A 21,838-nucleotide genomic window follows, 5' to 3' on the forward strand; every position below is an offset into this window, starting at 1 on the left:
TGTCAGGCACTTATTGTGAAAAATCCCCCGGGGCTCAGGCCGCGGGGGATTTTTTTGCATGCAGGAAAGGCGGCAAGGCACTCTTCAGCGTGATGGATCAGCCGCTAACCCCAGCAGCACTTTGTGCTGCATCGCCGGCTGAAGCCAGCTCCCACAATGTAGAGGCAGGTCAATCCATAATGCCTACAAAACATGGCTGGAATTTACTATTTACGCTTTTTTGCGTCAGGCAGCTATCCTGATATGGGTGGTTATGACGCACTGTTGTCTTTAGAATGATATGGCACGTTGATGGAAGGGTAATCTGCGCTTTATCTCAGGAGGAGAAACAACATGAATGGACAATGGATCAAGAAATTATCAGCGGCGGTATTGATGGCTCTGCTCACGGGCGGTTTGGCTGCCTGTGATAACTAGGGGCCTGCTGAAGAGGCAGGTGAAAGTATTGATGATAGTATTGGAAGCGCCGGTGAAAGCATTGAAAGCGCGGGTGAGAGTATCGAAGAAGCTGCTGAAAACTAATTCAATAGGTTGATTTAAACGGTTGATTAGGTTGTCCTTTGGAACGAAAAAATGGCCGCTAAAAGCGGCCGTTTGAAGGTATGGTCCCGCGTTTTAAGCGCCAGGGTTTTGCTCAATACCTTGCACATACCAGGGCGCCTGGTCGCGCATTGCACGGGTTAAGTGCCACGACTCGTTGAACTCGGTCTGCTCTCCATTCTCTTCTATAATGCCATGAAAGATTACGCTTGCCTCAGCATTACCTTCGTACTCGTTAATATCCCCCAGTTCGGCAAATAAACGTACGATGTCGGTACGATTATTGGCAGGATGCTGAGCGCGCTCGGTGCGTAGCAGGTTATAGAGCTCGGGAGTGACATACTCCTGAATTTGGCTAAAGTCGTTATTGTCCCAGGCACGCTGCAGCGTCATAAAATGCTCTTTAGCACCGTTTAAAAACTGCTCTTTATCAAACCAGGCAGGTGTGCTTTGCAGGCTGCTTGCCAAGCTACCAGGTACAGCGCCTACTGAGCCAGCAGCAGGCGCTGATGGCTCGTGCTGCGTACGTTGGTAGTTGGTTTCGGAAGCATTCGCTGGACGTCGCTGGCGAATAAACGCACGGAAAGCGATCATCGCAAGCACTGCGATACCGACCACCATGAGCAGGTCCATCATTCTTAGCTCATCAAAGGCACCGCCGAAAAAGAGTGCGGCAATTAGCCCTCCAGCCAGAAGACCACCCATCATTCCGCCCATTCCGCCTCTACGTGCTGCCGCAGCACCCGCTTGGCCCTGTTGCTGGCCACCTTGCGCTTGTTGTGTACTGGGTGTGCTGGCCGGGCGGTCCGCAGAACGGGACATGCTGCCCATATTGCCACCACCTCCCATACGGCGCGCTTCCGCATGCTCCACCGCAACGCTAAACCCCGTAACGCTGACCAGCAGCATGACAAACAATTGTCGTAACATGGCAATCTCCAATGTTTCAAAGCCATTAAGAACGTAAGCTCAACGTAATGAGCGTGTGGAAAGTCTTGAGCGGCTAGTTTAGCGCTTGGGCGCTTAGAATGGACTATCTTAATGGCACTCATAAGCATAAAGAATAAGAGGGGAAACATGCGCCTACAACGAGATCGTAGCCTATTGTTAATGATCGATTTTCAAGCAGGCTTACTGCCGGTGATTGAAGGCGGTTTGCAGGTAATAGAGGAGGCCGCCTGGCTTGCAAACGTAGCAGAAGTCTTGGCAGTCCCCGTATGGCTTACCGAACAATACCCTGAAAAACTCGGGGGGACGGCAGCTGGTTTGATAAGCGCGTTGGGTGAGCATCAGGTTTGGCAAAAACATCATTTCAGCGCAATGGAAGCGCCTGAATTTGCCCAGGCATTAAAGGCCCAATCGGTGCAACAAGTCGTGATCTGTGGCACAGAAGCACACATCTGTGTGTTGCAGAGCGCGCTTGGCTTGCTGGAAGCTGGATATAGCGTGTATTGGCTAAGTGAAGCGACAGCGAGCCGTCGTTGTGAGGAAGCTCGCTTTGCTCGTGAGCGTGCCTGCGCGCAAGGCGCCATTGCGGTGACGGCGGATATGGTGGCTTATGAGTGGCTTGATCGCTGTGATACCGCGCTATTTAAAGAGGCACATCGCCGGTTGCTTAAGCCGCGCTCTTCACGCGGCGTAACTTTTTTTTAGTAAAGGGGGAAATGTTTATCGGTCTGCTTCTTTGCGTGTGAACACCAGCGTATCGCCTTCAGAGGACACTGCATCAAATTGGTAGCCTGCCACATTAAATGCTGTAAGCGCTTCAGGGTCGTTCACCTGCTGATGAATAATCCAGGCACTCATTAGGCCTCGGGCCTTTTTGGCATAAAAGCTGATGATTTTAAACGTGCCGTTTTTCTCATCTTTAAACACCGGCGTGATGACGCGGGCGTTAAGCTTTTTGGCATCTACCGCTTTAAAGTACTCATTAGAAGCAAGGTTCACCAGAACCTTTGAACCGCTTTCTGTAATAGCCTGAGCAAGGGCATTGGTCAGTGTAGGCTTCCAGTACGCGTATAAATCCTTACCCGCCTGATTAGACAGTTTGGTGCCCATCTCCAGTCGATAAGCCTGAATCAGGTCCAGCGGGCGCAGTAAGCCATACAGGCCTGACAAAATACGCAGGTGCTGCTGGGCAAACCGGTTATCCGCATCACTGAACGTTTGAGCCTCCAGGCCGGTATAAACATCGCCTTGGAACGCTTGAGCGGCAGGTTTGGCATTCTCTAGTGAAAACGGCGGCTCCCATTCAGCAAAGCGTGCCGCATTAAGGCCAGCAAGCTTGTCGCTGATGCCCATCAGCTCACTGATCTGCTGAGGTGAATAATCACGCAGGATATCGATCAGCGCTTGGCTTTCCGTTAGAAAGCCGGGCTGTGTCACCTGGTGAGTGGTGGAGGGCGTTTCAAAATCCAGCGTTTTCGCTGGCGAAATAACGCTTAGCAAGGTGAGCTCCTTCGGCCGATGCAAAACCAGATAAGAACAAAATCATGGCCGATAGTATACCAAGCCTCGGCGTTGGCCGAGGCTATCGCTTTAATAGCGTGTGTATCAATGCTTAGGGGCAGGGGTTTGGCATCCGGCGATGAATATCCTCAATCGCGCTAAGCACATCGTCGTCCAGCTTAAGGCTCTCACTGGCCAGGTTGCTTTCCAACTGGTCCAGTGTGGTGGCACCAATAATATTACTGGTAAGAAAGCTGCGTGAATTAATAAACGCCAGTGCCATTTGTGCGGGGTCAAGGTCATGTTCGCGGGCCAGCTCAACGTAGGCCTTTGTCGCCGCCTCCGCCTCTGGTGAGGTGTAGCGCTTAAAGCGCTCATAAAGCGTCAGGCGGCCTTTTTCGGGCCATGCGCCATTAAGATACTTGCCAGAAAGAACGCCAAAGGCCAGGGGAGAATAAGCCAGCAAGCCTACGTCTTCGCGATGAGCAATCTCCGCCAAGCCCACCTCAAACGAGCGATTAAGCAGGTTGTAAGGATTTTGTATGGAGGCCACTCGCGGTAGATCCATTTTTTCGGCTAAGTGAAGCGAGCGCATGACGCCCCACGGGGTTTCATTGGAGAGGCCGATCGATCTTACTTTGCCAGCATCCACCAGCTCCTTGAGTGCAGAAAGCGTCTCTTCAAGCGGCGTGGCATCTTCATTCTCCTGATGCGCGTAGCCCAGCTTGCCGAAAAAGTTGGTGTTGCGGTCTGGCCAATGCAGCTGATAAAGATCGACATAGTCCGTTTGTAAACGCTTAAGGCTTGCGTCGATGGCCTGGTGAATATGATCACGCGTCAAACGTGGGCCGCCCCGGATATGCTCAGGCCCCGGGCCTACTGCCTTGGTGGCGATAATGACGTCATCGCGGTCGCCACGCTGTTTCAGCCAGCTGCCAACATAGGCTTCCGTTAATCCTTGCGTTTCGGCTTTGGGCGGTACGGGGTACATCTCAGCTGTATCGATAAAATTGATACCGAAAGCGACGGCGCGATCCAGCTGTTCGTGAGCTTCTGCCTCACTGTTTTGCTCGCCAAACGTCATCGTACCAAGGCAGAGCCGACTGACCTCAATTCCCGTTCTGCCAAGTGGGCGCGTTTGCATTTTTGTCTCCTCGCTAAAGCGAAAATTATCGCCGAATAGGCGTTTATAAAGGTGATGAATGACCGTGTGTGAGAGGCATGTTAGCGAGGCTATTTGAAAGCAGCAAATCAATGGGGTTGAGTCGTTGCAAAGGCAGGCGTATGCTTGCCACCCCATTGGCCGGCTGACCCCGGTTTTTCGTGTGATTGGCAGTCAAATGATGTAGTGACCGCTAATTCAATATCTCAACAAATTGGCAGGGTGGTTTGCCATGCCGCAGGCATCATCTTTGTTTATTCGGCTAGAGTTTCGTTTAGCTGAACGGCTGTTTCAAAACCGTTGGTTGTTACCGCGTTCAGAGCGCACACAGCGTCTTACCATGCGTTTGTTCAAGCGCTGCGCTGAAGCGGGGCATCCTGATGCACTGTCCGTTTACGGGCATATGCTGTTTCATCGTAGCTTATCGCCGCAGGACAAAGCGCGGGGGGCACGCTATGTGGTGGAAGCCGCTCAAGCGGGTGATGTGAAGTCGCAGTACCAGGTGGCCCAGATCTACGAGCACGGCTGCGCGCAGTACCCGCGCCGTGAAGATTATGCGGTAACGTGGTATGCCCGTGCGGCGCAGTCCGGCCACTATTTGGCTGCTGAGCGGCTGGCCAGCGCCTTTCGCTTGGGCGAGCTAGGCTTAAGCATAGATGCGAGCCAGGCTGCCTACTGGGAACAGTTCGCTGAACATCATCCACACAACGATGTGACCGCCGCGTAATGGGCTAACGAGTAATGATGGCGCCCAATGATTGAATGAGGAAGTCAGTGTCCGAGACGCTACCCACTGTATTAGATATTGAAGCGTCCGGATTTGGGCGTGGTAGTTATCCCATAGAAGTTGGCATTGCACGTGCTGACGGTAGCTGCTGCGCGTTTCTTATTCAGCCACTGGATGAGTGGACGCACTGGGACCCTAAAGCAGAGCTCTTGCACGGTATTTCGCGTGATCGCTTGTACCAGGAAGGACACCCTGTTCGTCAGGTGGCCCAGTGGCTCAACGATGAGTTAAGCGGGTTAGGCAAAGCGTACAGCGACAGCTGGGGCTACGATAATACCTGGCTTTCGCTGTTGTTCCACCATGCCGGCATGCTGCCTCGCTTTCGCCTGGAGGCGCTGCGCATTTTGTTGAGCGAAGAGCAGCAAGCGATATGGAGCGGTACCAAAGAGGCCATGATTACCGAGGTCGATATCCATCGTCACCGGGCGGGAGACGATGCCCGTCTGCTCCAGCTCACCTATCAGCGTACCCGCAATGTTATCCGCGGCGCGTAGCGCGCTTGCCATGCCCGCTTCGCTCACCTCTACCTAAGCTGGCTCTCCAGCGCGTCAAGTAGCGCCTCTGGTGTTACCGCGTCCAGCAGCATATCGCGTGTCGTTTGAGCTAGAAAACCCTGCGTCACGGTGTTGTCGAGAAATGCCAGTAGTGGCGTATAAAACCCCTCGGTATCCAGTAGGCCCATGGGCTTCTCATGCAGGCCTAAATAGCCCCAGGTCCAAATCTCAAACAGCTCCTCAAAGGTACCGATACCGCCTGGCATGGCAATAAATGCGTCGGCGTTAGCGGCCATGGTGGCTTTGCGTTCATGCATGTTGGGCACGCGGATCAGTTCGGTGAGTCCAAAGTGCGCCTGCTCGCGCTCTACCAGATGGTCCGGCATAACGCCTATCACGTTGCCGCCTGCCGCCAGCGACGCATTAGCAAGCTCGCCCATTAGGCCAATACGCGCGCCGCCGTATACCAGGGTGTGCCCCCGCTCTGCCAGCACAGTACCTAATGCCTGGGCTGCTTGGCGATAAGCCGGGCTGTTACCTTCTCGTGAGCCGAGATAAACGCAAATTCGGGACATTAATTGGGTTCCTTAACGCTTATGAGAGAAGCGGTGTTATGGAAGGTGATGGTCTACCTGGTGGTGCTCATCCATCCACTGACCAATCACATTATCGCCACATAAATGATGGGCATACTGAGTGTGCAGGCAGCGTATCTGTTGCCAGTTGCTGATACCGCCAATGCCACGCTCGGTCAACACATCGGTGTATCCCAGCCGTGCAACCTCGGCGCGCTGGGCGTCGCTCATATAATCCCAGCGGGCTTTTACATAGTCACGATGGCTTTGCTGATAATGCGCTAGAAATTCTGGCTCTTCTTGCAGGCGCTGCTCAAGTGATTTGATAACCCCCACCGCTTCAATGCGTGAAATTTCTACCTTTAGTACATCAGAACAGAGCCAGTACAGGGTAGGAAAGGGTTTGCTATCAACAATCGGCGCCATACGCAGCACCAGCGGTGTGCCTTCGCTATCAGTGGCGGCAACGGCTTCAATGCCACGTGGTGCGCGGCCTAACTGCTGGGTAATAATCGCCAGCTGACGCTCATCGGGCGCCTGGTTGGTGCGGATCACCATTAGGTTGGTCTCTCACGAACGGTCGTCTTGAACAAATTTATTGGAGCGGCCAACAGCACGAAAAAAGCAGCGATTCAACTGCTCAGGAGACGCTACATAGCACCATGTCCGCTCGCAATACTCGGCGGCCCGCGCCATTAGTACGTCATAAAGGCGGTTAAACGGGGCATCATAATCGTAAGGGTCAGCCCCAAACAAGCGGATATGCGGATAGTCTGCAAAGCGCTCAATAAAATAGCGCTCAATATCCGCTTCGACAGCGCGATGCTGCGCAGTATTGTCAGGGTCCAGCCAGAGATTATAGCGAATGGCCATGCTGTGCTCCTGGTCGCCCCGTCCGGCGGGTTGGTGCGTTAGGCGGGCGCATCTTGTAAGTGAGTCGACAAGGCGCCGCGCAGCGCGCCCTCAATAGGTACGGCGCATTTAGCCTGGTGATCGTACTGTACCATCACCGTGTGGCCGAGGTTGGCGAGCGTGCCATGTTGGCGTGCTTCCTGAGTGACGGTAAATGAGCTATTGCCCAGCCGCGTTAAGTAGGTGCGTAATTCGACGTCATGGCCGTAAAACAGTTCTGCACGGTAGTCGATTTCCATCCGAGCCATTATCAAACGCCACTGCTTCGGGTTCAGGTCAGGTGTAAAAAGCTTGAATAGGTCGTTGCGGGCCAGCTCAAACCAGGCGGGTAGGCGCGTATTGTTAATATGGCCCAGCGCATCCGTATCGTAAAACGCCGGCTCAATCGTACGGGTAAACATGGCAATCACCTTATCGTTGGCAGGAGTTGTAAATTCAGGCAAGTGTTCGGTTAAGCAGTTTGCCTGTTGCCTTCGCGTCGCTTGGCAAACCAGCGTTGGACCTGTAGCCAGCCCAGCAGCCATAGCGTTGCTACCAAAAAACCGGCCAGCGTGCCCCAGGCAAGCCCCAATGTTTCATACGTATAAGAGACACACAGGGCGTAACTTAAAAGCGAGCCCAGCCCCACGGGGTAGTGTTTGATAACGGTCGCGGTAGGCGCGGGGCCTTGGGTTATATGCAAAATTAGCAGGAAAGGCAGCATGGTGACGGGGAAAGCCGCCAACGTGCCTGCCCAGGCCGGCGGCACCCAATGGGCAAGGCTTGTGATGGCAAAGACAATAAGCGTCGCCAGCAAGGCGCGAATACATAAAGCACCCCACGAGAAAGACTGACGTGCAGTGGCCAGACTGTCGGGTATTCGCCGGAAAATCCACGTAAAAAATACGATAGCGCAAAGCGTCACCAGCGTACCCGTCAAGCGAGTAAAATCGAACTGGGCAAGCACCAGGCTTGCCATAAGCCACAGAGTGATAGCACCTGCCATTCCGCTGGCGACACCCTTCAAGCCGGGCTTGCGACCGCAAAGCCAGTAACCCGCGCCAAGTGCCATGGTCGCGGTAAAGCCCGCGAGTGTATGAATGGCACTTTCAGCGGAAAACGTAGGGGATATCTCCAGACCAATAAAGAACAGTGCCAGCGCGGTGCCCAAAGGGTAGCCTGATAAAAGCCCTGCCACTTTGGGGCTCACACGTACAGCAATCGCCCCCAGCCCCAGCACCATCGTGACTGACACTGCTACTTTGGCCAGTTGCCAGCTAATCGGAACATCCAGCATCAATGACTATCCTTATAATGGATTAAACATTTTTCTTCGTTTGTCAGCCAGTATATCCGCGCGCGGCACACTAGGCCGCGCTATCGAAAGCGTTAACGTTTTTTATACTAAACGTAGCCCCTGTTGATCGCGCCAGGCCGCCTCCAAAGCACTTTTTAGTGGTGCTTGAAGGTGGGCTGGAAGCGCAGAGTGCGCGGCCTCTAACGTGTTAAACGCGCGGTTGCGCAGCCAGCAGTAAGCCCAGGCACAGGCTTCAGCCTCGCTTTGAGGTGTTGGCTTGGCAGGCATTTGGTTAAGCAGAAAAACCGCGGTGCGGGGTGCCCACAGCGGAATGTCATCTTCAAGTGTTTGGCTCCAGTGTTTAAGCATTGCCCCATCGGGCGTCGTGTCCGGCGTGCCCAGTTTGGCAACCCGTGCGGTTTCCGCCAGTATGAGCGCTAACTGGTCAGCGTCGGCCTGACCAAGCGCTTGCCATTGCCGCAATAGCGCTGATAATCCTGCTCGCACCTTGGTATAAAAATCATCTTGCGGCATGCTCGTTAACAACCTTCGTCAATAAGTGAGATCTGTTATGGCTTTTGATTTTGCCACGCCTATCGAGCGACGCCACCCCGAAGGTGGCTACTCATCCCAAAAATGGCATCGCTATAACGGTGAAGTACTGCCTCTATGGGTTGCCGACATGGATTTTTATTCGCCGCCCGCGGTTATTGAGGCGCTACAAGCTCGGGTCGCTCATGGTGTTTACGGCTACGGAGAAGTGCCTGCTACGTTAACAGAAACGCTCTGCACATGGAGCGCTACGCACTATGACTGGACGATTCAGCCCGACTGGCAGCACTGGCTACCGGGTGTCGTGGCCGCGCTCCACTTCGCCACGCTGGCGCTAACCCAGCCAGGCGATGGCGTGCTAACGGTAGCGCCTATTTATCCACCGTTTTTAGCCGTCGCTGAGCGTACTGGGCGTTTGCCTCAGCAGGCCATGCTGGCCGCGCCTAAACGCCCAGGCGAGCCATGGCAGTTGGATATTAGCGCGATTGAAGCCGCCATCACGCCCAAAACACGCATATTACTCTGGTGCCATCCACATAATCCGACCGGGCGGGTTTGGAGTCGTGAAGAGCTGGCGCCGTTGGTGAAGCTGGTTGAACAGCACGATCTATGGGTTGTCTCTGACGAACTACACTGCGACCTACTGTTGGATAAAGATGCTCAGCATCGCCCGTTAGCGGCTATGTTTCCTGAGCTAGCCAAACGCACGATTACCCTTTGGGCGCCCTCTAAAACCTTTAACCTGGCGGGGTTAAGCAGCGCATGTGCGATCATCCCTGACCCTGAAGTGCGCCAGCGGTTTGCCGCTGCCTGCAAGGGCCTGTTGCCCGATGTTAACGTGCTGGGGTTAGTGGCGGCAGAAGCGGCGTATCGCGAGGGTGAGCCGTGGCGTCAAGCGCTGCTGGATGTGCTGCGTCAGCACCGCGCCACGCTTGAGGCACGCGTTGCCAACTGGCCGGGTGTGCATCTAAGCGCACCGGAGGCAACCTATTTGGCCTGGCTTGATATGAGGGAAGCGGGGCTGGGAGAAACGCCTTACCAAACGCTCAAGGAGCAGGCCGGTGTGGCGCTTTCAGACGGGGCAGCGTTTGGCTACCCTGGCTTTGTACGGCTAAATTTTGGTACTACGGGTGCTCAATTGGAAGCAGCATTAACGCGCATGGATGCGCTATTGAAGCCTTAGCCATTAATAAAGCAGCGCAAACAGCTTGCGGCGATAGGCGACCGTCAACGGGTGGTCGGCGCCTAGCGCATCAAACACCTGCAGCAGCGTTTTACGTGCCGCGTCGTCGTTGTAGGTACGGTCGTGCTTCATTAGCGTAAGCAGTGCTTCAAGCCCTGCATCGTATTGACCATCGGCCACTTGGCGCAGGGCGCGCTGGAACTGCGCTTCGCTATCGTCGCGCTCACCCAAGGTCGCAATGTCTTCTGCGGAAAGCGCTTGTTCACTGAACGTAATGCTGGCGCGTACGCCACGTGCTGCGGGGCCATCGCGCTCTTCGGGGGGGAGATTTTCCAGCACGCTGCGCGCCTCATCTCCGCGCCCTTCAGCCACTAATACGCGGGCAAACGCCACTTGGTAGGCGTAGTGTTCCGGGTATTGCGTCACCAGGTCCTGGTAAATGCCGTGGGCTGTTGCGGTGTCGCCTTGCTCAAGCGCCGCCTCGGCCTGCTCTTCAGGGCTTTCTGGTGCATCGGCCGGGGCAGGGAAGTAGCGCCCTAGCCATTCACGCACCTCTTTCTCGGGCAGTGCTCCCTGAAAATTATCCACAAGGCCGCCCTGGCTCACCAGTTTAACGTCCGGTACCGCCCGTACACCCAACTGTGCAGAAATGTCCGGGTTAGCGTCTGTATTTAGCTTACCAAGCAGGAAGGTGCCCGCGTATTCTAGCGCCAGCTTCTCCAGTACCGTCAGCAGTGTGGCGCAGCTACTATCGGCTGGTGAGTAGCAGCCCAGTAGTACTGGCACTTGCATTGACGCTTCCAGCACTTGCTGAATGTTGCTCGCATCAAGTTCGATGATCACATCTTCAGGGCGCACTGGCGCACGTTCGGTGTCAGCAGTATTCGTGCTTGCGGTATCCGCTGTCAGCGGTTTGCCGGTGCGAGGATCAATGATTGACATGGGTAAACTCAGCTTCGCAGAAAAATAATTGCTTATGATATGCAGGCAGTCACCGCCATATTCAAGCCGGAACGATGCTAATCATGTAAATCTGAAGAGAAGGCTAGGCCAAGAGGAAAAATATAGGCGCAAGCACTGCTCTAAAGGAGTTTATTAGCACTTTATATCGCCAGCTCTTGGGGGTAGCTTCGACGAGACGGTGACGCCAATACGGGCAGCGAGCGATAGCATCACCACTTAGTCTCGTAAGCTTTATCGCTAGCCTTGCTGCATTTGTTTTCCTAGCCAACTAGCGATGAGAGGAAGCATCGCTACGATCAAGAAAACACGCAGCACATGGTGGGCTGCCACCATGGCGGGATCTATGGACAACGCAAGCGCTACGACGCCAAGTTCCGGCGCCCCCCCAGGTAAATAGGATAAGAACAAAGGTGTGTTGTCCAACCCTATAATGGGCGCAAACAACAGGGCTGCAGCGAAGGAGCCAAAGGTAAGGAGTACACCGATCACCGCCGCTAGCCAGCCATCTTTTAAAATTTGTGGGAGGGAGTAATTCGCGAATCGCGCTCCTACTCCTGCGCCAATGACAATCTGTGCTGCGCTGGAAAGCAAGGGAGGGACATGCACCGTTAAAAGATCAGTCGCGTGCAGTAATCCCGAGCTGAGTAATGGAATCAATAGCATCGCTGAGGGAAAGTTTAATCGCCAGGCTAGCCAGCCGCTAGTTATCGCCACCAGGGCCAGGATTCCATGGTTAATAGGATCGATTGCTTCCGCGTGAGTGAAGCTTGCAAGACTAGCGTCAGCGAGGTTAATGCCGGACGTCGCCTGGATGATGATGGGTGCTGCAATTAGCAATACCACTAGGCGCGCGGTATGACAAAGGGCAACACGGCTGACTTCGGCTCGGTAATTCTCTGCCAAAACTGAAACGACTGAGAGTCCTCCGGGTATGGCGGAGAACAAAGCAGTTACTCTATCCATTTTCCCGAAGCGATAGAATATTTGATAGGCAATGAAACAAAATGCCAGCGATAACACACTCATGACAATCAGGCTTATGGTCCAGTCCCCGGCTTGTCGTACGACTTCTGGGGTAAAACTGGTGCCTAGCATCGTGCCGATAGCGACCATAGCGTAACTGCGCCAAGGGTTTGGAAAACGAGGCTGAAAAGACGTCGTCTGAGTGCACAAGAGTGATGCCGTTAGGCTGCCCAGTACCCATGGCAACGGTAGAGAGAGTGCAAAAAAAGCGAGTCCGCCTAACGTGCCGATGCCAAAGGTAATGCCTCCTCGAAGTTGAGGAGGCATTTGTTTAATTAGATTCATGGCTAGCGCGGCGAGAGCGGAAGGCTTTTAATGCGGGGGCTCCAATTAAAACAAGCAGCATTATGATGAAAAGAGCAAGAGCAATGGGCCGCTCCATCATATATTCAAAAGGCCGGCCACCGGACACCTGTAAGGTGCGCACGACTTCTCCTTCCATCATGCGGCCAAGCAGTAAACCGATGACTGTTGCCGCGACGGGATAGTTGTTTTGTCGCATGAGCCAGCCAAGCCCTGCAAATGCGGCAACGGTTAGTGGCCCAGCGATAGTGCCAGTTATGCCATAGCCGCCCCAGGCACACATTGCTAATACACTGGGCACTAGGTAAGCCAAGGGAACGCGCACCACCATGCCCAGTAAGCGCAGGCTAAGTAATCCCAGAAATGCGAGAAGTACTACTTGGCCCAGATTGCCGAGAATAATCGAATAGACGATATCGGTCTGGTCTCTTATAAACGATGGCCCACCAATAATGTTGTGAAAAGAGAATGCGGCCAGAAGCACGGCAGTCGCAGCCCCACCAGGAATGCCAAGCGCTAATAGCGCCGTCATTGAGCCTCCCTCCGAGCTGGAGTTCGCGGACTCGGCCGCCACGACACCCTCGGGTGCTCCTTGGCCGAACGCTTCAGGCGTTTTCGACGTTCGCTTGGCCTCACCATAAGAGACCAGATTAGCTACCGATGAGCCCACGCCTGGGATGGCGCCGATCACTGCGCCGATGAGGCTACCTCGTAGTAAGATGCCGGGATGGCGAAATGTCTGCCCAACGCCTTTAAGAATAAGCGCAAAAGATATATTACGTTGAGCCTCATTTTGTACCAGAAATGAGCTTCCTCTCAGGCGTAACAACTCAGAAGCGGCGAAGATGCCGATCATGGCGGGTACTACTGGGATGCCATCAAGGAGGTAGGGGTTGCCTATCGTCGTGCGCATAATACCCGTCGTGGACATACCAATTTGACTGAGCATGAGCCCCAGGAAGCCAGCCAGCAGGCCCTTGGCCATACTGCTATCGTTGAGTGTCGCGATGAGGGTTAATCCCCACAGCACCACCACGACCATTTCCAGCGGGCCTATCTTAAGTACAAAAGCAGCCAGTGGATTGATTAACAACATCAGCAGGCTATAACCCACGAAAGCGCCCACAACTGAAGCGCACAGGCCCAGTCCCAGGGCTTCATTGTGTTGTCCCTTTCGCGCCATAGGGTATCCGTCAAATGCCGTCGCAATTGACGAGGATGACCCAGGGATGTTCATAAGAATAGCGGTTACCCCGCCACCGTAGGCACCGCCAGTAAATATGGCGGTTAAAAACAGCATGGCTTGAAGAAAATCCATACCAAAGGTCACGGGCAAGAAAACGGCCATGGCCATGGAAATTTGCAGCCCGGGAATCGATCCAAAAACGAGACCGATTAATAAGCCCGGAATAACCCAAAGCCAAGGGCTTAGATCAGTAAAAAGATGGGAAAACGCCTGAGATAATGCGAATTGATCAATCATGTTAAAGCACTAGTGTGGTCATTGGGTAAGGGAAGAGAGAGCCAAAGCCCTTGACGAGAAAAACAGTAAACAAAAGTGCGTACAAAGGCGGTTGCCATTTACCTTTACTCCCACACATAAGAATGCCAACCCAGACGAAAACAAAAGTAGCAACATCGAAGCCGACATTGGTTAACGCAAAGCAGAAGACGGCAAATCCTGCGAGAAGCAGTATGTCGCCCCATAACGATGGTTTATCCGTACTGCTGGATGAGGGAGCTGGAACTGGCTTCAGCAAGATTTTAGCGACAATCCCAATGGACAGAAGGCCGATGATTATCGCGGTGGGGGCCACTACCACCAGATTGTTCAGCGTTGTGGAAGCCTGAGTAGCACTCCAGGTAATAAAGCCCGCTATAGCCAGTACAAGGCCTAACAAAAAGGCATGTGTTGCAGAAATCTTTCCTGTCACCATTTTATAGCGCCTCCACATTGAAATAATAATGGGACCAAGCGTAAGTTGGTCCCGTGACGATTAAGCGAAAAGCATTAGTGCACATGTGCCAGCATTGAAATCATTTATTCTTCTGATGTGTATTGCTTCAAAATTTCAAAGTTGGACTCAATGATCTCTGTCGTACGTTCAGGACCAAGCCACTCTGCACCAATATCCTGGGCTTCTAGTCGGCTAACGAACGCTTCATCTTGCAGCGCATTGTGATAGGCATCGACCATTTGTTGGAATGCTTCGGGGTTGCTCTCTTTAAAGTCAGCATGCGCGGCAAGGCCTCGCATTGATCCTGCAAGCACCGGAACCGGCTCGTGACCGCTCTCTTCAAGCGCTGCATTAAGCGTTGGTGCATCCCAGTCCTCCGATGCGGTATCAGCCGCGAGGGCAAGAGGACGTATATATTCCTGGATTGATAGCGTGCCGTCTGCAGCTAATACGGTCATGTCTACCTGCCCGCCAGCGACCGCCGTGCGCGCAGCGCCACCAGACTGATAGGTGACAATGTTGACGTCTGTTTTATCGAGACCAAAGGCCTCAAGAGCCAGTTCAAGGTTGATAGCGCCGGTCGAGCCAGGTACGACAGAAACTCTAAGTTTTCCTGGATTTTCCTTGGCTGCCGCCATGAAATCCGCCAGCGTTTCATAAGGCGTATCAGCATTAACGGCGAAAAGATCGTAATCATTCCACTGCCCGTTAATGAATGCGAAGTCTGACAAATCATAAGTGGCATCAAAGCCAAGAATCGCATTAGAGACGTAAGGGTGGATTGAAGAGGCAAGGAAATAGCTGCCATCAGCAGGCATGTTGTGGAAGTAAGTATGACCTACGTGACCACCGCCGCCATTCTGATTAATGACTGAAATCGGCGTGCCCAGGTCTTCCTGGAGCCGTTGAGCCAGCGCGCGAGCGGTGCGGTCAGCGGACCCGCCAGGGCCAAGCGCAACAACGAACGTGATTTTCTGTGTTGGCCAGCTTTCCTGGGCTGCGGCGGTGAGGGGGGTAATTGCAGCTGCCAGGGAGAAACCCAGCATAGCTGTAGCGATGACTTTCTTCTTATCGATCATGGTGGTCACTCCGCTTCATCATAGACAATTGTAAGACAATCATTTGTGCGTGAATATAGAAGTACATATAGTAGTTCCTGTCAATCCTCGGATATATAAACAAAAGATCTATTTTTTCAGATGTTTTTTGGAAATTATTGAAAATTATATAGAGTGTGTTGTCTTCGGAGGATAAATATTTTGTCTACAATAAAAGAAGAAACGCATGGTTTGGCAGCTGAGCGAGTGGCTAGTGGCTTGTACGATGAAATACTTAAAGGGCAGCTGCAGGCTGGGACTCGTCTTGGAGAGGTCGCGTTGGCTGAGCGCTTTTGTGTTAGTCGGGGGCCGGTGCGTATGGCGCTCAAAAGCCTTAGCGAGTGTGGGCTCGTTACTATCGTGCCGAACAGTGGGGCGCACGTGCGTGAAATGCGGTACGAAGATGCCCGGGCGATCTACCAGGTCAGAGCTGCTCTTGAGGCTGAAGCCGCCATGTTGGCGGCCAGTCGTGCTAATGCATCCACTGCCGATGAATACCTTACGTTACTGCAGTTACATGCCAGTCAAGTGACATCTCATCCTGAGGGAGCCTATCTTCAGGAGTCTGAGGAGTGTGATTTTCATTTAATTACCGCACGAATGTCCGGTAATCCACTCATTCAGCGTTATTTAACCCACGAGCTTCGCCCGCAGCTAACCCTGTTAAGAAATAAGCATCGGCATGTTACAGGGCGTGGAAAAATCGCACTTTATGAGCACGAGCGCATAGCCTCAGCTATCTCGGAAGGTGATGTGGAGGTGGCGGGCTTATTGATGAGGCGGCATATACAGAGCAGTTGGGAAGCGCTTGAAGAGCAGTTGCCCAAGAGAGATGCCCTTAATTAAACAGTGATTGGGCGATAACCACACGGCTCAGGCAATGCTATGTCCGGCCTTGGCCTGCACTAGAGAAGGAGTGTATATGAAGACGGTGATTCTTGATGATTGGGAAGGCTGTATGAAGGAGCACCCTGCCGTATCTCGCTTGCGCGAATTCTCTGAGGTATCGGTCTATGGTGATGTGCCTGCCTTTGAAACCCTGGTGAACCGGCTTCAAGGAGCCGATGCGATTATCCCGCTCAGGGAGCGCACCTTGATTGATCGAGACCTTATCGCGGCTTTACCTGACCTAAAGCTGATCGCCCAAACCGGTACGGGGCTGGCTCATGTGGATAAAGCTGCAGTGGACGAAGCGGGGATTTCCATTGCAACGACGCCGGGTGGGTCTACGGCGGCGGTAACCGAGATGACCTTTGCGTTTTTGCTTAATCTCACCAAGCGGATTGTTGAGGTAGATCGTCGGATGTCCACTGGAGAGTGGCCAACGATTGTTACCAGTAATTTGAGCGGTAAAACCATTGGTCTGATTGGTCTGGGCAAGATTGGTTGTGCCGTGGCGAGAATGGCACAGGCCTTTGGTATGCGAGTCATTGCATGGGGCCCCAGGCTGACCCAGGAACGAGCCGTTCAGGTGGGAGTGGAGTACGTGTCATTAGAAAGCCTGCTCACCCAGGCGGACGCCGTTAGTATCCATGTAAGGCTTGTGCCTGAAACGGAAGGGTTACTGACGACGGAGCATTTTGAGCTAATGAAGCCTGATGCGATTCTGGTCAATACATCACGCGGGCCCATTATTGACGAAGCGGCGCTCATTGATGCTTTGCAGCGTAAGAAGATTGGTGGGGCGGGGCTTGATGTTTTCTGTGAAGAGCCGCTACCGCAGCATAATGCCTTTGCGGCATTGGATAATGTCATGATAACGCCGCATATGGCATGGAAGACCGAAGAGACCTTTTCGCGTTTTCTCAATGGGTCGGTTGATAATATCCATGCGTTTTTTGTAAAGGGAGAGCCGCAAAATATCGTTAGTATTTCCCCTGACAAGAAAAAAGAAGGCGTGTAACCGGCCAATGAGTCTCGGCGCTAATTTTGGGGGCTTGGATGTACAGTTAGGTTGCCTGAGTCAGCCCGGTAAGTTGCTTATGTGGCTTGTTGGGAGCTGTGCTTTGGTTTTTCGGTAAGGGTATTCGATGTCGAGCGTCGGCGTGATGCGCTCGGCATAACGGTGTGCGGTGGCGTAGTGCTGGGGAGATGCGAAGAGAGGGGAGGGTAAACGCAAAAAGGCAAATCAGTAAGTAACTGATCTGCCTTTTAAAATATTGGTAGCGGGAGACCGGATTTGAACCGGTGACCTTCGGGTTATGAGCCGGATTGATTTGATTTCCTTAGCATTGCTTTATTTGTTGTTATTTATCCAAAATGCCCGCTATATAAGAATTTTCGTCGGTTTTTGAAATACTGTCTAGGTAATTTAAGGTCAATTTCGCACGCTAAAGAGTGTCACAAAATAAAATGTAAAATTTACAGCATAAATGACCGTTAGGCTGCTGCTGAGGCCGGCCGCGGGTTAGCCGGACTCTGAAACCGGCGAGACTGGCATCATAGGTTTTGTCAGAACAGATTGTTTGGTATGCCAGTTCCCGTGAGATGGCGCTGGGCGGATGTTCCAGTTGTCGGGCGATGGTTCGGATTTAGTAGTGACCCCGCATCTGCATGATGGCGGCTCGGTCTTCAGTAGAGAGGTCGCAATAGCAGTGAGTCGTGGCAAAACCATACCGGAGGATCAGATATTGCATTTGGTCATTGAGACCGCCAACCCAGGTGCGAATAGTCAACGGCATCTTATTGGTGATACGGCTACAGTGGAAGCAGCTTGAAGCATTCGATTGATGAGTTTATTATATCTGAATTGATATAAATCTATGGCAGTCAAGGAGCCAGCGTGGCGCGCAAGAAACCTGTTGCATTCGTTGGAGACTCGAAGGATCGGCTGCGCGACTTCTCTCTGGACGCCAAGCGAGAAGCGGGGTTTCAGATAGACAAGATTCAGGCTGGAGGCTAGCCGGACGATTTCCGCCCAATGCCAAGCGTTGGCCCTGGTGTCATGGAAATCCGCATTCGGGAACACAACGGGGCCTTTCGGGTCTTCTACGTGGCCAACCGGGGCGACGCGGTATTTGTGCTCCACTGCTTCCAGAAGAAAACCCAGCAGACCGCCAAAAAAGACATCGACTTGGGCAAGCAGCGATACAAGGAGCTGCCCTGAGCCCAACCGCCAAGCGAGGTTAGAAAATGGCCATCGAGTATTACGACAGTGTGTGGGACGCCATCGAGGACACTCCTGAAGAGGCGCTAAACATGCGGCTGCGCTCCGAACTCATGGCGAGGATTGCTGGCCGTGTAAGGGAGTGGGATATTACTCAGAAACAGGCTGCACATCGTCTGGGAATCACCCAACCACGCCTCAACGACTTGCTGAACGGTCGTATTAATAAGTTCAGTCTCGATTCTTTGGTCAACCTGACGGGGCCAGCTAACTTCCATCTCGAACTGGAGATTGAAGACGAGAAGGAAGTAGCCGCCTGAGAGTGACCAGATAAACTGGGTTCAGCTAGACAAGTGAAGAAATTCCTGGCCTCAGTTCACTTGATGAGCTTTTAGCGACTGACTGCCTCTCAAAGGCTAAAGCAATCTGGTTTGCCCGGGAGCGATAAACTTATACCCCATAGCCTTATAGCCTTTCTCACGCTTTCGGAACATTCGCTCAAGCATAGGCAGGCCAGTATCCAAGTAATCATAGACAGTGACTTCTAGTTTGCCTTCGGTGTCTCGATGGAGTCTGCCTGCATACTGTGACAGCGTTCCTTTCCATGCGATGGGCAGAGCTAAAAACAGGGTGTCCAGTCGAGGCAAGTCAAAGCCTTCTCCAATGTATTTCCCAGTTGCAACGATGACTTGAACCCTATGCAACTCTTTTTCTGCCAACTGGCGCTCTTTGACGCGCATCCCACCACGTAAGATAACTGACGATATGGATTCAGCATCCAGCAGTGTCGCCAAGGTCTCGGCATGTTCTCGTCGTTCCGTCAGCACAAGGCAATTTGCTTGGTTGTGCGCACAGCTTGCAACATCCTGAACAATGGCCTCATTTCGGGCGCTGCTCTGGGCAAGCCAATGGTAAACCGATGCGATATGGGGCCGCTCATTAGGCTGGCAGATGTGGGTGGGTGGCGTTTCGTGATGCTCTCGAACAATGACGTGTTGGATAAATCGGTTACTGTGGTGCGCCTGGGCTTTGTGACGAATGGGCCCTGCAACCATCAACATGATTTTTTGGTGGCCATCCTGACGATCAGGCGTTGCTGTCAAACCAATGACGTATCGAGCGCTGACCTCATTAAGCAACATCTCGTAACGTGGCGCTGAGATATGATGGCATTCATCGATGATGACTTGCCCGTACTCCTTGACCTGCTTCGAGACTGTATTGTCTTTCTTATTGATCAAGCTTTGGTAAGTGGCAACGTCGACCTGCCCAGTAGGTTTCTTTTTACCGCCGCCAATTACACCGATGAGCGCACCCTCAAGGAAGGTGTCGAGTCGCTCCTTCCATTGATCAAGTAGCTGACGACTGTGCGTGAGGATCAGTGTGTTGACTTGCCGCCTGGTTATCACGCCAATAGCCGTTACGGTTTTACCGAAAGCGGTCGGTGCATGAAGTATTCCGGTATCGTGTTGGATAAGTGCCTGCACCGCCTTGTCCTGGTCGCTACGCAGCGTTGCTTTTAGGCTGACTCCAGGTAAAAACTGGCCTGATATTCTACGGTCATCAATGTCCACCGTGATTCCCTGTTTCAGCAGCAGATCTTGAAGCTCATCCAAGCAGCCTCTGGGAATAGAAAGATAACCTTGCTCAATATGGGCGCATGATATGTAGCGAGGGATGCCATGCGTCGAGAAACGAAGCGACTGTGTTTTGAAAAATACAGGATTAGCAAAGCTGGCCATTCGCTTTATTCGTGTCGCCAATGTTCCTGGAATGCCTGATAACTTTATATAAATGTGACTGGTCAGGATGAGCGTGATGCTTTCAGGACATCCAGAAAGCTTCTCTGTATCAACCGGTAACGTTGACTCCCAAGGCAACACAGTATCTACAGTCACACCGGAATTAGCCTCATTGCCGATCAGCTCTTCAAGTTGAGCTGATGCAAGTGTCTGTTGCTGACTGAGCAGTGCCCATTGATCCGGGTATGGCGCAAAGTTGTCGTCGACGAAGACGGTGCATCCGCGACTTCGCGCCTCGTGTTGAAGCGGCAGGGCAATCAGATTGCCAAACCCACCATCAGGCATGGTGTCTTGGTTGGGAAATAGCCGATCATAGGAGTCGAAGGATAAGCCTGGATGAAGCTCCATGGCCTTATCCAACAATTTGAATCCCAACCTCCTCGCTGACGAAGCTTGAACAGCTTCTGAAAAGAAAACCCATAGATGGGCACCCGCACCGGACCGAGAAACCTCCATAAGATAGGGTACGCCTTCACCACGACAGGCCTGGGCTAGTGCACGAACATTCGCTTTCCAGTCCCCCTTATCAAAATCCGCCGCCAGCAAGTAACAAGAGCTATCCGGCAGTAAAGGGTAAAGGCCGGTCACATGTTTGCCAGACAGGTGGTCATAAACTGCATCAAAATCGAGGGGCTTGAAATTTTTGTGTCGACATTCTCCGCACTTGATCCTTGGTTTCTGACAGATGACCGGCATCCACTCGTTCGCACAAGCGACAGCATAGCCGGAACGACCGCCGGAACTCTGCCAGCGAACCGCATAAACATCCTGCCTGCCTCGAAAGAGTTTTCGGTATACTTCAACTTTCTGGCCAGGGGTGAGTAGCGGTAAATCATGTCGGTTTGCAGAGCGATACAGCTCTTGCTTTCGAGAAAGGAGAGCAGCCTTTTCTTGTTCAAGCTCTGATAGTCTCAGCTCAATAGTGACGAGTTCTTGATCTGTGCGGATACCTACCTCGTGCCCAGTAAAGCTATAGGGGTCTACGGTTTAACAGGTTAGAGACGCTTATTTGTAGTCTAGCTTATCGTCAGCACTCGGCTGACAGACCACACTCGTCACCATAAAAATTTACGGCGATCTATTTTGATATAATAGTAATGCATTGGACTGACAACACTGAGGCATGGTGTGACAAAGTTGGTAATATCGAAGATCAAATCCCCTTCCGGAGCGCTCGCTGAGATCGAGCGAGTCAACATTAACATTGCCAATCAATTGCCCGTGTCGTCATGGCTGGATGCTGAATTAGCCGGTACCTTACTTGCCTACCATCCCGTTTCTGTGCAAAAGGTATCGAGGCATTACGAAGTGGTCAGTGGATTTCGCGCGTTTCATGCCGCTAGTGCCTTACTGGATCCAGAGGCCTCCATCTCGGTAGGCATCACAGATGCTCACGAATCTGATCTGGTCAGAGGAGCGTTGTTTGAGCTTATTAGCCATAGCCTGATGCACTGTCCTGAGGCTGTGGATGCGAAAGAGCGCGTCTATCGACAGTTAAAAGAGCTCTCCATTACGCTGCGTAAGACGCACGGCATCAAGGTGCCTAAGAGTCTGTCCACACGCAATCTAAAGGCATTAATGGGATTAGAAGAGCGCCGCATCACGCATTCAAGGAAGCGGAAGTCAGAACTCCAGCGGATCATGGAGTCCCAATGAC

24 protein-coding genes, 1 tRNA gene and 1 pseudogene are annotated in these 21,838 nt (G+C 52.7%); 10 read left to right on the top strand and 16 right to left on the bottom strand.

The genetic code is table 11. The features are described from left to right. Positions 1 to 242 (top strand): hypothetical protein (locus tag ACT3TY_RS15700; protein ID WP_444628856.1); only part of this gene is annotated, 242 nt, incomplete at its 5' end. Positions 243 to 615: 373 nt separating this feature from the next. On the opposite strand, the gene ACT3TY_RS15705 is transcribed toward ACT3TY_RS15700, so the two are convergent. Beyond that, on the bottom strand, positions 616 to 1,470 hold the full coding sequence (locus tag ACT3TY_RS15705; protein ID WP_444628857.1) for a Tim44 domain-containing protein: 855 nt from the start codon (positions 1,468 to 1,470) through the stop codon (positions 616 to 618). Between the two features lie 147 nt (positions 1,471 to 1,617). On the opposite strand from ACT3TY_RS15705, the gene ACT3TY_RS15710 reads away from it, so the two are divergent. After that, positions 1,618 to 2,193 carry an isochorismatase family protein gene (locus ACT3TY_RS15710; protein WP_441679773.1) on the top strand — a complete coding sequence of 192 codons (576 nt, stop codon included), beginning with the start codon at positions 1,618 to 1,620 and terminating at the stop codon, positions 2,191 to 2,193. A 15-nt stretch (positions 2,194 to 2,208) separates the two neighbouring features. Here the strand turns inward: ACT3TY_RS15710 and yaaA are convergent, their stop codons facing one another. Beyond that, positions 2,209 to 2,988 carry a peroxide stress protein YaaA gene (gene yaaA / locus ACT3TY_RS15715; RefSeq protein ID WP_441679771.1) on the bottom strand — a complete coding sequence of 260 codons (780 nt, stop codon included), beginning with the start codon at positions 2,986 to 2,988 and terminating at the stop codon, positions 2,209 to 2,211. Between the two features lie 112 nt (positions 2,989 to 3,100). Further along, positions 3,101 to 4,132, bottom strand: a complete 1,032-nt coding sequence (locus tag ACT3TY_RS15720) for an NADP(H)-dependent aldo-keto reductase (RefSeq protein WP_441679769.1) — start codon at positions 4,130 to 4,132, stop codon at positions 3,101 to 3,103. A 250-nt stretch (positions 4,133 to 4,382) separates the two neighbouring features. Between ACT3TY_RS15720 and ACT3TY_RS15725 the strand changes: the two genes are divergently transcribed. Both ACT3TY_RS15725 and ACT3TY_RS15730 read left to right on the top strand, forming a co-directional pair. Next, positions 4,383 to 4,877: a tetratricopeptide repeat protein gene (locus tag ACT3TY_RS15725; protein ID WP_444628858.1), complete on the top strand. Its 495-nt coding sequence runs from the start codon at positions 4,383 to 4,385 to the stop codon at positions 4,875 to 4,877. Positions 4,878 to 4,924: 47 nt separating this feature from the next. Then, on the top strand, positions 4,925 to 5,431 hold the full coding sequence (locus tag ACT3TY_RS15730; protein WP_441679765.1) for a hypothetical protein: 507 nt from the start codon (positions 4,925 to 4,927) through the stop codon (positions 5,429 to 5,431). A 29-nt stretch (positions 5,432 to 5,460) separates the two neighbouring features. Here ACT3TY_RS15730 and ACT3TY_RS15735 read toward each other — a convergent pair whose 3' ends face one another. From ACT3TY_RS15735 to ACT3TY_RS15760, 6 genes are all read right to left on the bottom strand, one after another. Next, complete coding sequence (locus ACT3TY_RS15735) at positions 5,461 to 6,006, bottom strand: LOG family protein (protein WP_172119056.1); 546 nt, start codon at positions 6,004 to 6,006, stop codon at positions 5,461 to 5,463. Between the two features lie 36 nt (positions 6,007 to 6,042). Continuing rightward, complete coding sequence (locus tag ACT3TY_RS15740) at positions 6,043 to 6,564, bottom strand: DUF501 domain-containing protein (protein WP_441679764.1); 522 nt, start codon at positions 6,562 to 6,564, stop codon at positions 6,043 to 6,045. A 12-nt stretch (positions 6,565 to 6,576) separates the two neighbouring features. Beyond that, entirely contained in the window at positions 6,577 to 6,879 is a 303-nt protein-coding gene (locus tag ACT3TY_RS15745; RefSeq protein ID WP_193055160.1) for a hypothetical protein, read from the bottom strand. Between the two features lie 38 nt (positions 6,880 to 6,917). Beyond that, positions 6,918 to 7,319 carry an acyl-CoA thioesterase gene (locus ACT3TY_RS15750; RefSeq protein WP_441679762.1) on the bottom strand — a complete coding sequence of 134 codons (402 nt, stop codon included), beginning with the start codon at positions 7,317 to 7,319 and terminating at the stop codon, positions 6,918 to 6,920. Positions 7,320 to 7,369: 50 nt separating this feature from the next. Further along, positions 7,370 to 8,194, bottom strand: coding sequence for a hypothetical protein (locus ACT3TY_RS15755; protein WP_172119053.1), 825 nt, complete (start codon positions 8,192 to 8,194; stop codon positions 7,370 to 7,372). 102 nt (positions 8,195 to 8,296) lie between these two features. Continuing rightward, entirely contained in the window at positions 8,297 to 8,728 is a 432-nt protein-coding gene (locus ACT3TY_RS15760) for a hypothetical protein (protein WP_441679761.1), read from the bottom strand. A gap of 37 nt (positions 8,729 to 8,765) precedes the next feature. Here ACT3TY_RS15760 and ACT3TY_RS15765 point away from each other — a divergent pair, with 37 nt between their 5' ends. Next, positions 8,766 to 9,929, top strand: coding sequence for a MalY/PatB family protein (locus ACT3TY_RS15765; RefSeq protein WP_444628859.1), 1,164 nt, complete (start codon positions 8,766 to 8,768; stop codon positions 9,927 to 9,929). A gap of 3 nt (positions 9,930 to 9,932) precedes the next feature. On the opposite strand, the gene ACT3TY_RS15770 is transcribed toward ACT3TY_RS15765, so the two are convergent. From ACT3TY_RS15770 to ACT3TY_RS15790, 5 genes are all read right to left on the bottom strand, one after another. Further along, a complete protein-coding gene (locus ACT3TY_RS15770) occupies positions 9,933 to 10,871 on the bottom strand; it encodes a co-chaperone YbbN (RefSeq protein WP_444628860.1) in 939 nt (312 codons plus the stop codon). Between the two features lie 258 nt (positions 10,872 to 11,129). Further along, the gene (locus ACT3TY_RS15775; RefSeq protein ID WP_444628861.1) at positions 11,130 to 12,200 is read right to left on the bottom strand and encodes an AbrB family transcriptional regulator; all 1,071 of its coding nucleotides are present in this window, start codon (positions 12,198 to 12,200) and stop codon (positions 11,130 to 11,132) included. Beyond that, on the bottom strand, positions 12,187 to 13,701 hold the full coding sequence (locus ACT3TY_RS15780) for a tripartite tricarboxylate transporter permease (protein ID WP_193055165.1): 1,515 nt from the start codon (positions 13,699 to 13,701) through the stop codon (positions 12,187 to 12,189). Before ACT3TY_RS15780 ends, ACT3TY_RS15775 begins: the two co-directional genes overlap by 14 nt. Position 13,702: 1 nt before the next feature. Continuing rightward, positions 13,703 to 14,155, bottom strand: coding sequence for a tripartite tricarboxylate transporter TctB family protein (locus ACT3TY_RS15785; protein WP_226912029.1), 453 nt, complete (start codon positions 14,153 to 14,155; stop codon positions 13,703 to 13,705). 104 nt (positions 14,156 to 14,259) lie between these two features. After that, positions 14,260 to 15,255 (bottom strand): Bug family tripartite tricarboxylate transporter substrate binding protein, encoded by a 996-nt coding sequence (locus ACT3TY_RS15790; RefSeq protein WP_444628862.1) that lies wholly within the window; start codon positions 15,253 to 15,255, stop codon positions 14,260 to 14,262. 180 nt (positions 15,256 to 15,435) lie between these two features. Between ACT3TY_RS15790 and ACT3TY_RS15795 the strand changes: the two genes are divergently transcribed. Next, complete coding sequence (locus tag ACT3TY_RS15795) at positions 15,436 to 16,119, top strand: GntR family transcriptional regulator (RefSeq protein WP_441679756.1); 684 nt, start codon at positions 15,436 to 15,438, stop codon at positions 16,117 to 16,119. 76 nt (positions 16,120 to 16,195) lie between these two features. After that, positions 16,196 to 17,176: a D-2-hydroxyacid dehydrogenase family protein gene (locus ACT3TY_RS15800; protein ID WP_441679755.1), complete on the top strand. Its 981-nt coding sequence runs from the start codon at positions 16,196 to 16,198 to the stop codon at positions 17,174 to 17,176. A gap of 257 nt (positions 17,177 to 17,433) precedes the next feature. On the opposite strand, the gene ACT3TY_RS15805 is transcribed toward ACT3TY_RS15800, so the two are convergent. Then, positions 17,434 to 17,541, bottom strand: a tRNA-Met gene (locus ACT3TY_RS15805). Positions 17,542 to 18,187: 646 nt separating this feature from the next. On the opposite strand from ACT3TY_RS15805, the pseudogene ACT3TY_RS15810 reads away from it, so the two are divergent. Both ACT3TY_RS15810 and ACT3TY_RS15815 read left to right on the top strand, forming a co-directional pair. Continuing rightward, a pseudogene (locus tag ACT3TY_RS15810) lies at positions 18,188 to 18,379 on the top strand (type II toxin-antitoxin system RelE/ParE family toxin); the annotation flags it as partial. A 26-nt stretch (positions 18,380 to 18,405) separates the two neighbouring features. Continuing rightward, entirely contained in the window at positions 18,406 to 18,699 is a 294-nt protein-coding gene (locus ACT3TY_RS15815; protein WP_035576460.1) for a helix-turn-helix domain-containing protein, read from the top strand. Positions 18,700 to 18,795: 96 nt separating this feature from the next. On the opposite strand, the gene ACT3TY_RS15820 is transcribed toward ACT3TY_RS15815, so the two are convergent. Beyond that, positions 18,796 to 21,129, bottom strand: a complete 2,334-nt coding sequence (locus ACT3TY_RS15820; protein ID WP_444628867.1) for a TOTE conflict system archaeo-eukaryotic primase domain-containing protein — start codon at positions 21,127 to 21,129, stop codon at positions 18,796 to 18,798. A 180-nt stretch (positions 21,130 to 21,309) separates the two neighbouring features. On the opposite strand from ACT3TY_RS15820, the gene ACT3TY_RS15825 reads away from it, so the two are divergent. Beyond that, the gene (locus ACT3TY_RS15825) at positions 21,310 to 21,837 is read left to right on the top strand and encodes a hypothetical protein (protein WP_035576462.1); all 528 of its coding nucleotides are present in this window, start codon (positions 21,310 to 21,312) and stop codon (positions 21,835 to 21,837) included. Position 21,838 lies beyond the last annotated feature (1 nt).

It is taken from the genome of Halomonas sp. AOP22-C1-8 (assembly GCF_052378905.1).
GTDB classification, from domain to species: Bacteria; Pseudomonadota; Gammaproteobacteria; order Pseudomonadales; family Halomonadaceae; genus Vreelandella; species Vreelandella citrativorans.

What these genes read in the sequence shown, in the direction of transcription:
- ACT3TY_RS15750 (WP_441679762.1), bottom strand. Translation starts at nt 7,319, where the DNA reads ATGTTTACCCGTACGATTGAGCCGGCGTTTTACGATACGGATGCGCTG.
- ACT3TY_RS15770 (WP_444628860.1), bottom strand. Translation starts at nt 10,871, where the DNA reads ATGTCAATCATTGATCCTCGCACCGGCAAACCGCTGACAGCGGATACC.
- ACT3TY_RS15760 (WP_441679761.1), bottom strand. Translation starts at nt 8,728, where the DNA reads ATGCCGCAAGATGATTTTTATACCAAGGTGCGAGCAGGATTATCAGCG.
- ACT3TY_RS15720 (WP_441679769.1), bottom strand. Translation starts at nt 4,132, where the DNA reads ATGCAAACGCGCCCACTTGGCAGAACGGGAATTGAGGTCAGTCGGCTC.
- ACT3TY_RS15710 (WP_441679773.1), top strand. Translation starts at nt 1,618, where the DNA reads ATGCGCCTACAACGAGATCGTAGCCTATTGTTAATGATCGATTTTCAA.
- ACT3TY_RS15705 (WP_444628857.1), bottom strand. Translation starts at nt 1,470, where the DNA reads ATGTTACGACAATTGTTTGTCATGCTGCTGGTCAGCGTTACGGGGTTT.
- ACT3TY_RS15800 (WP_441679755.1), top strand. Translation starts at nt 16,196, where the DNA reads ATGAAGACGGTGATTCTTGATGATTGGGAAGGCTGTATGAAGGAGCAC.
- ACT3TY_RS15775 (WP_444628861.1), bottom strand. Translation starts at nt 12,200, where the DNA reads ATGAATCTAATTAAACAAATGCCTCCTCAACTTCGAGGAGGCATTACC.
- ACT3TY_RS15735 (WP_172119056.1), bottom strand. Translation starts at nt 6,006, where the DNA reads ATGTCCCGAATTTGCGTTTATCTCGGCTCACGAGAAGGTAACAGCCCG.
- ACT3TY_RS15740 (WP_441679764.1), bottom strand. Translation starts at nt 6,564, where the DNA reads ATGGTGATCCGCACCAACCAGGCGCCCGATGAGCGTCAGCTGGCGATT.
- ACT3TY_RS15755 (WP_172119053.1), bottom strand. Translation starts at nt 8,194, where the DNA reads ATGCTGGATGTTCCGATTAGCTGGCAACTGGCCAAAGTAGCAGTGTCA.
- ACT3TY_RS15745 (WP_193055160.1), bottom strand. Translation starts at nt 6,879, where the DNA reads ATGGCCATTCGCTATAATCTCTGGCTGGACCCTGACAATACTGCGCAG.
- ACT3TY_RS15815 (WP_035576460.1), top strand. Translation starts at nt 18,406, where the DNA reads ATGGCCATCGAGTATTACGACAGTGTGTGGGACGCCATCGAGGACACT.
- ACT3TY_RS15765 (WP_444628859.1), top strand. Translation starts at nt 8,766, where the DNA reads ATGGCTTTTGATTTTGCCACGCCTATCGAGCGACGCCACCCCGAAGGT.
- ACT3TY_RS15785 (WP_226912029.1), bottom strand. Translation starts at nt 14,155, where the DNA reads ATGGTGACAGGAAAGATTTCTGCAACACATGCCTTTTTGTTAGGCCTT.
- ACT3TY_RS15780 (WP_193055165.1), bottom strand. Translation starts at nt 13,701, where the DNA reads ATGATTGATCAATTCGCATTATCTCAGGCGTTTTCCCATCTTTTTACT.
- ACT3TY_RS15790 (WP_444628862.1), bottom strand. Translation starts at nt 15,255, where the DNA reads ATGATCGATAAGAAGAAAGTCATCGCTACAGCTATGCTGGGTTTCTCC.
- ACT3TY_RS15725 (WP_444628858.1), top strand. Translation starts at nt 4,383, where the DNA reads ATGCCGCAGGCATCATCTTTGTTTATTCGGCTAGAGTTTCGTTTAGCT.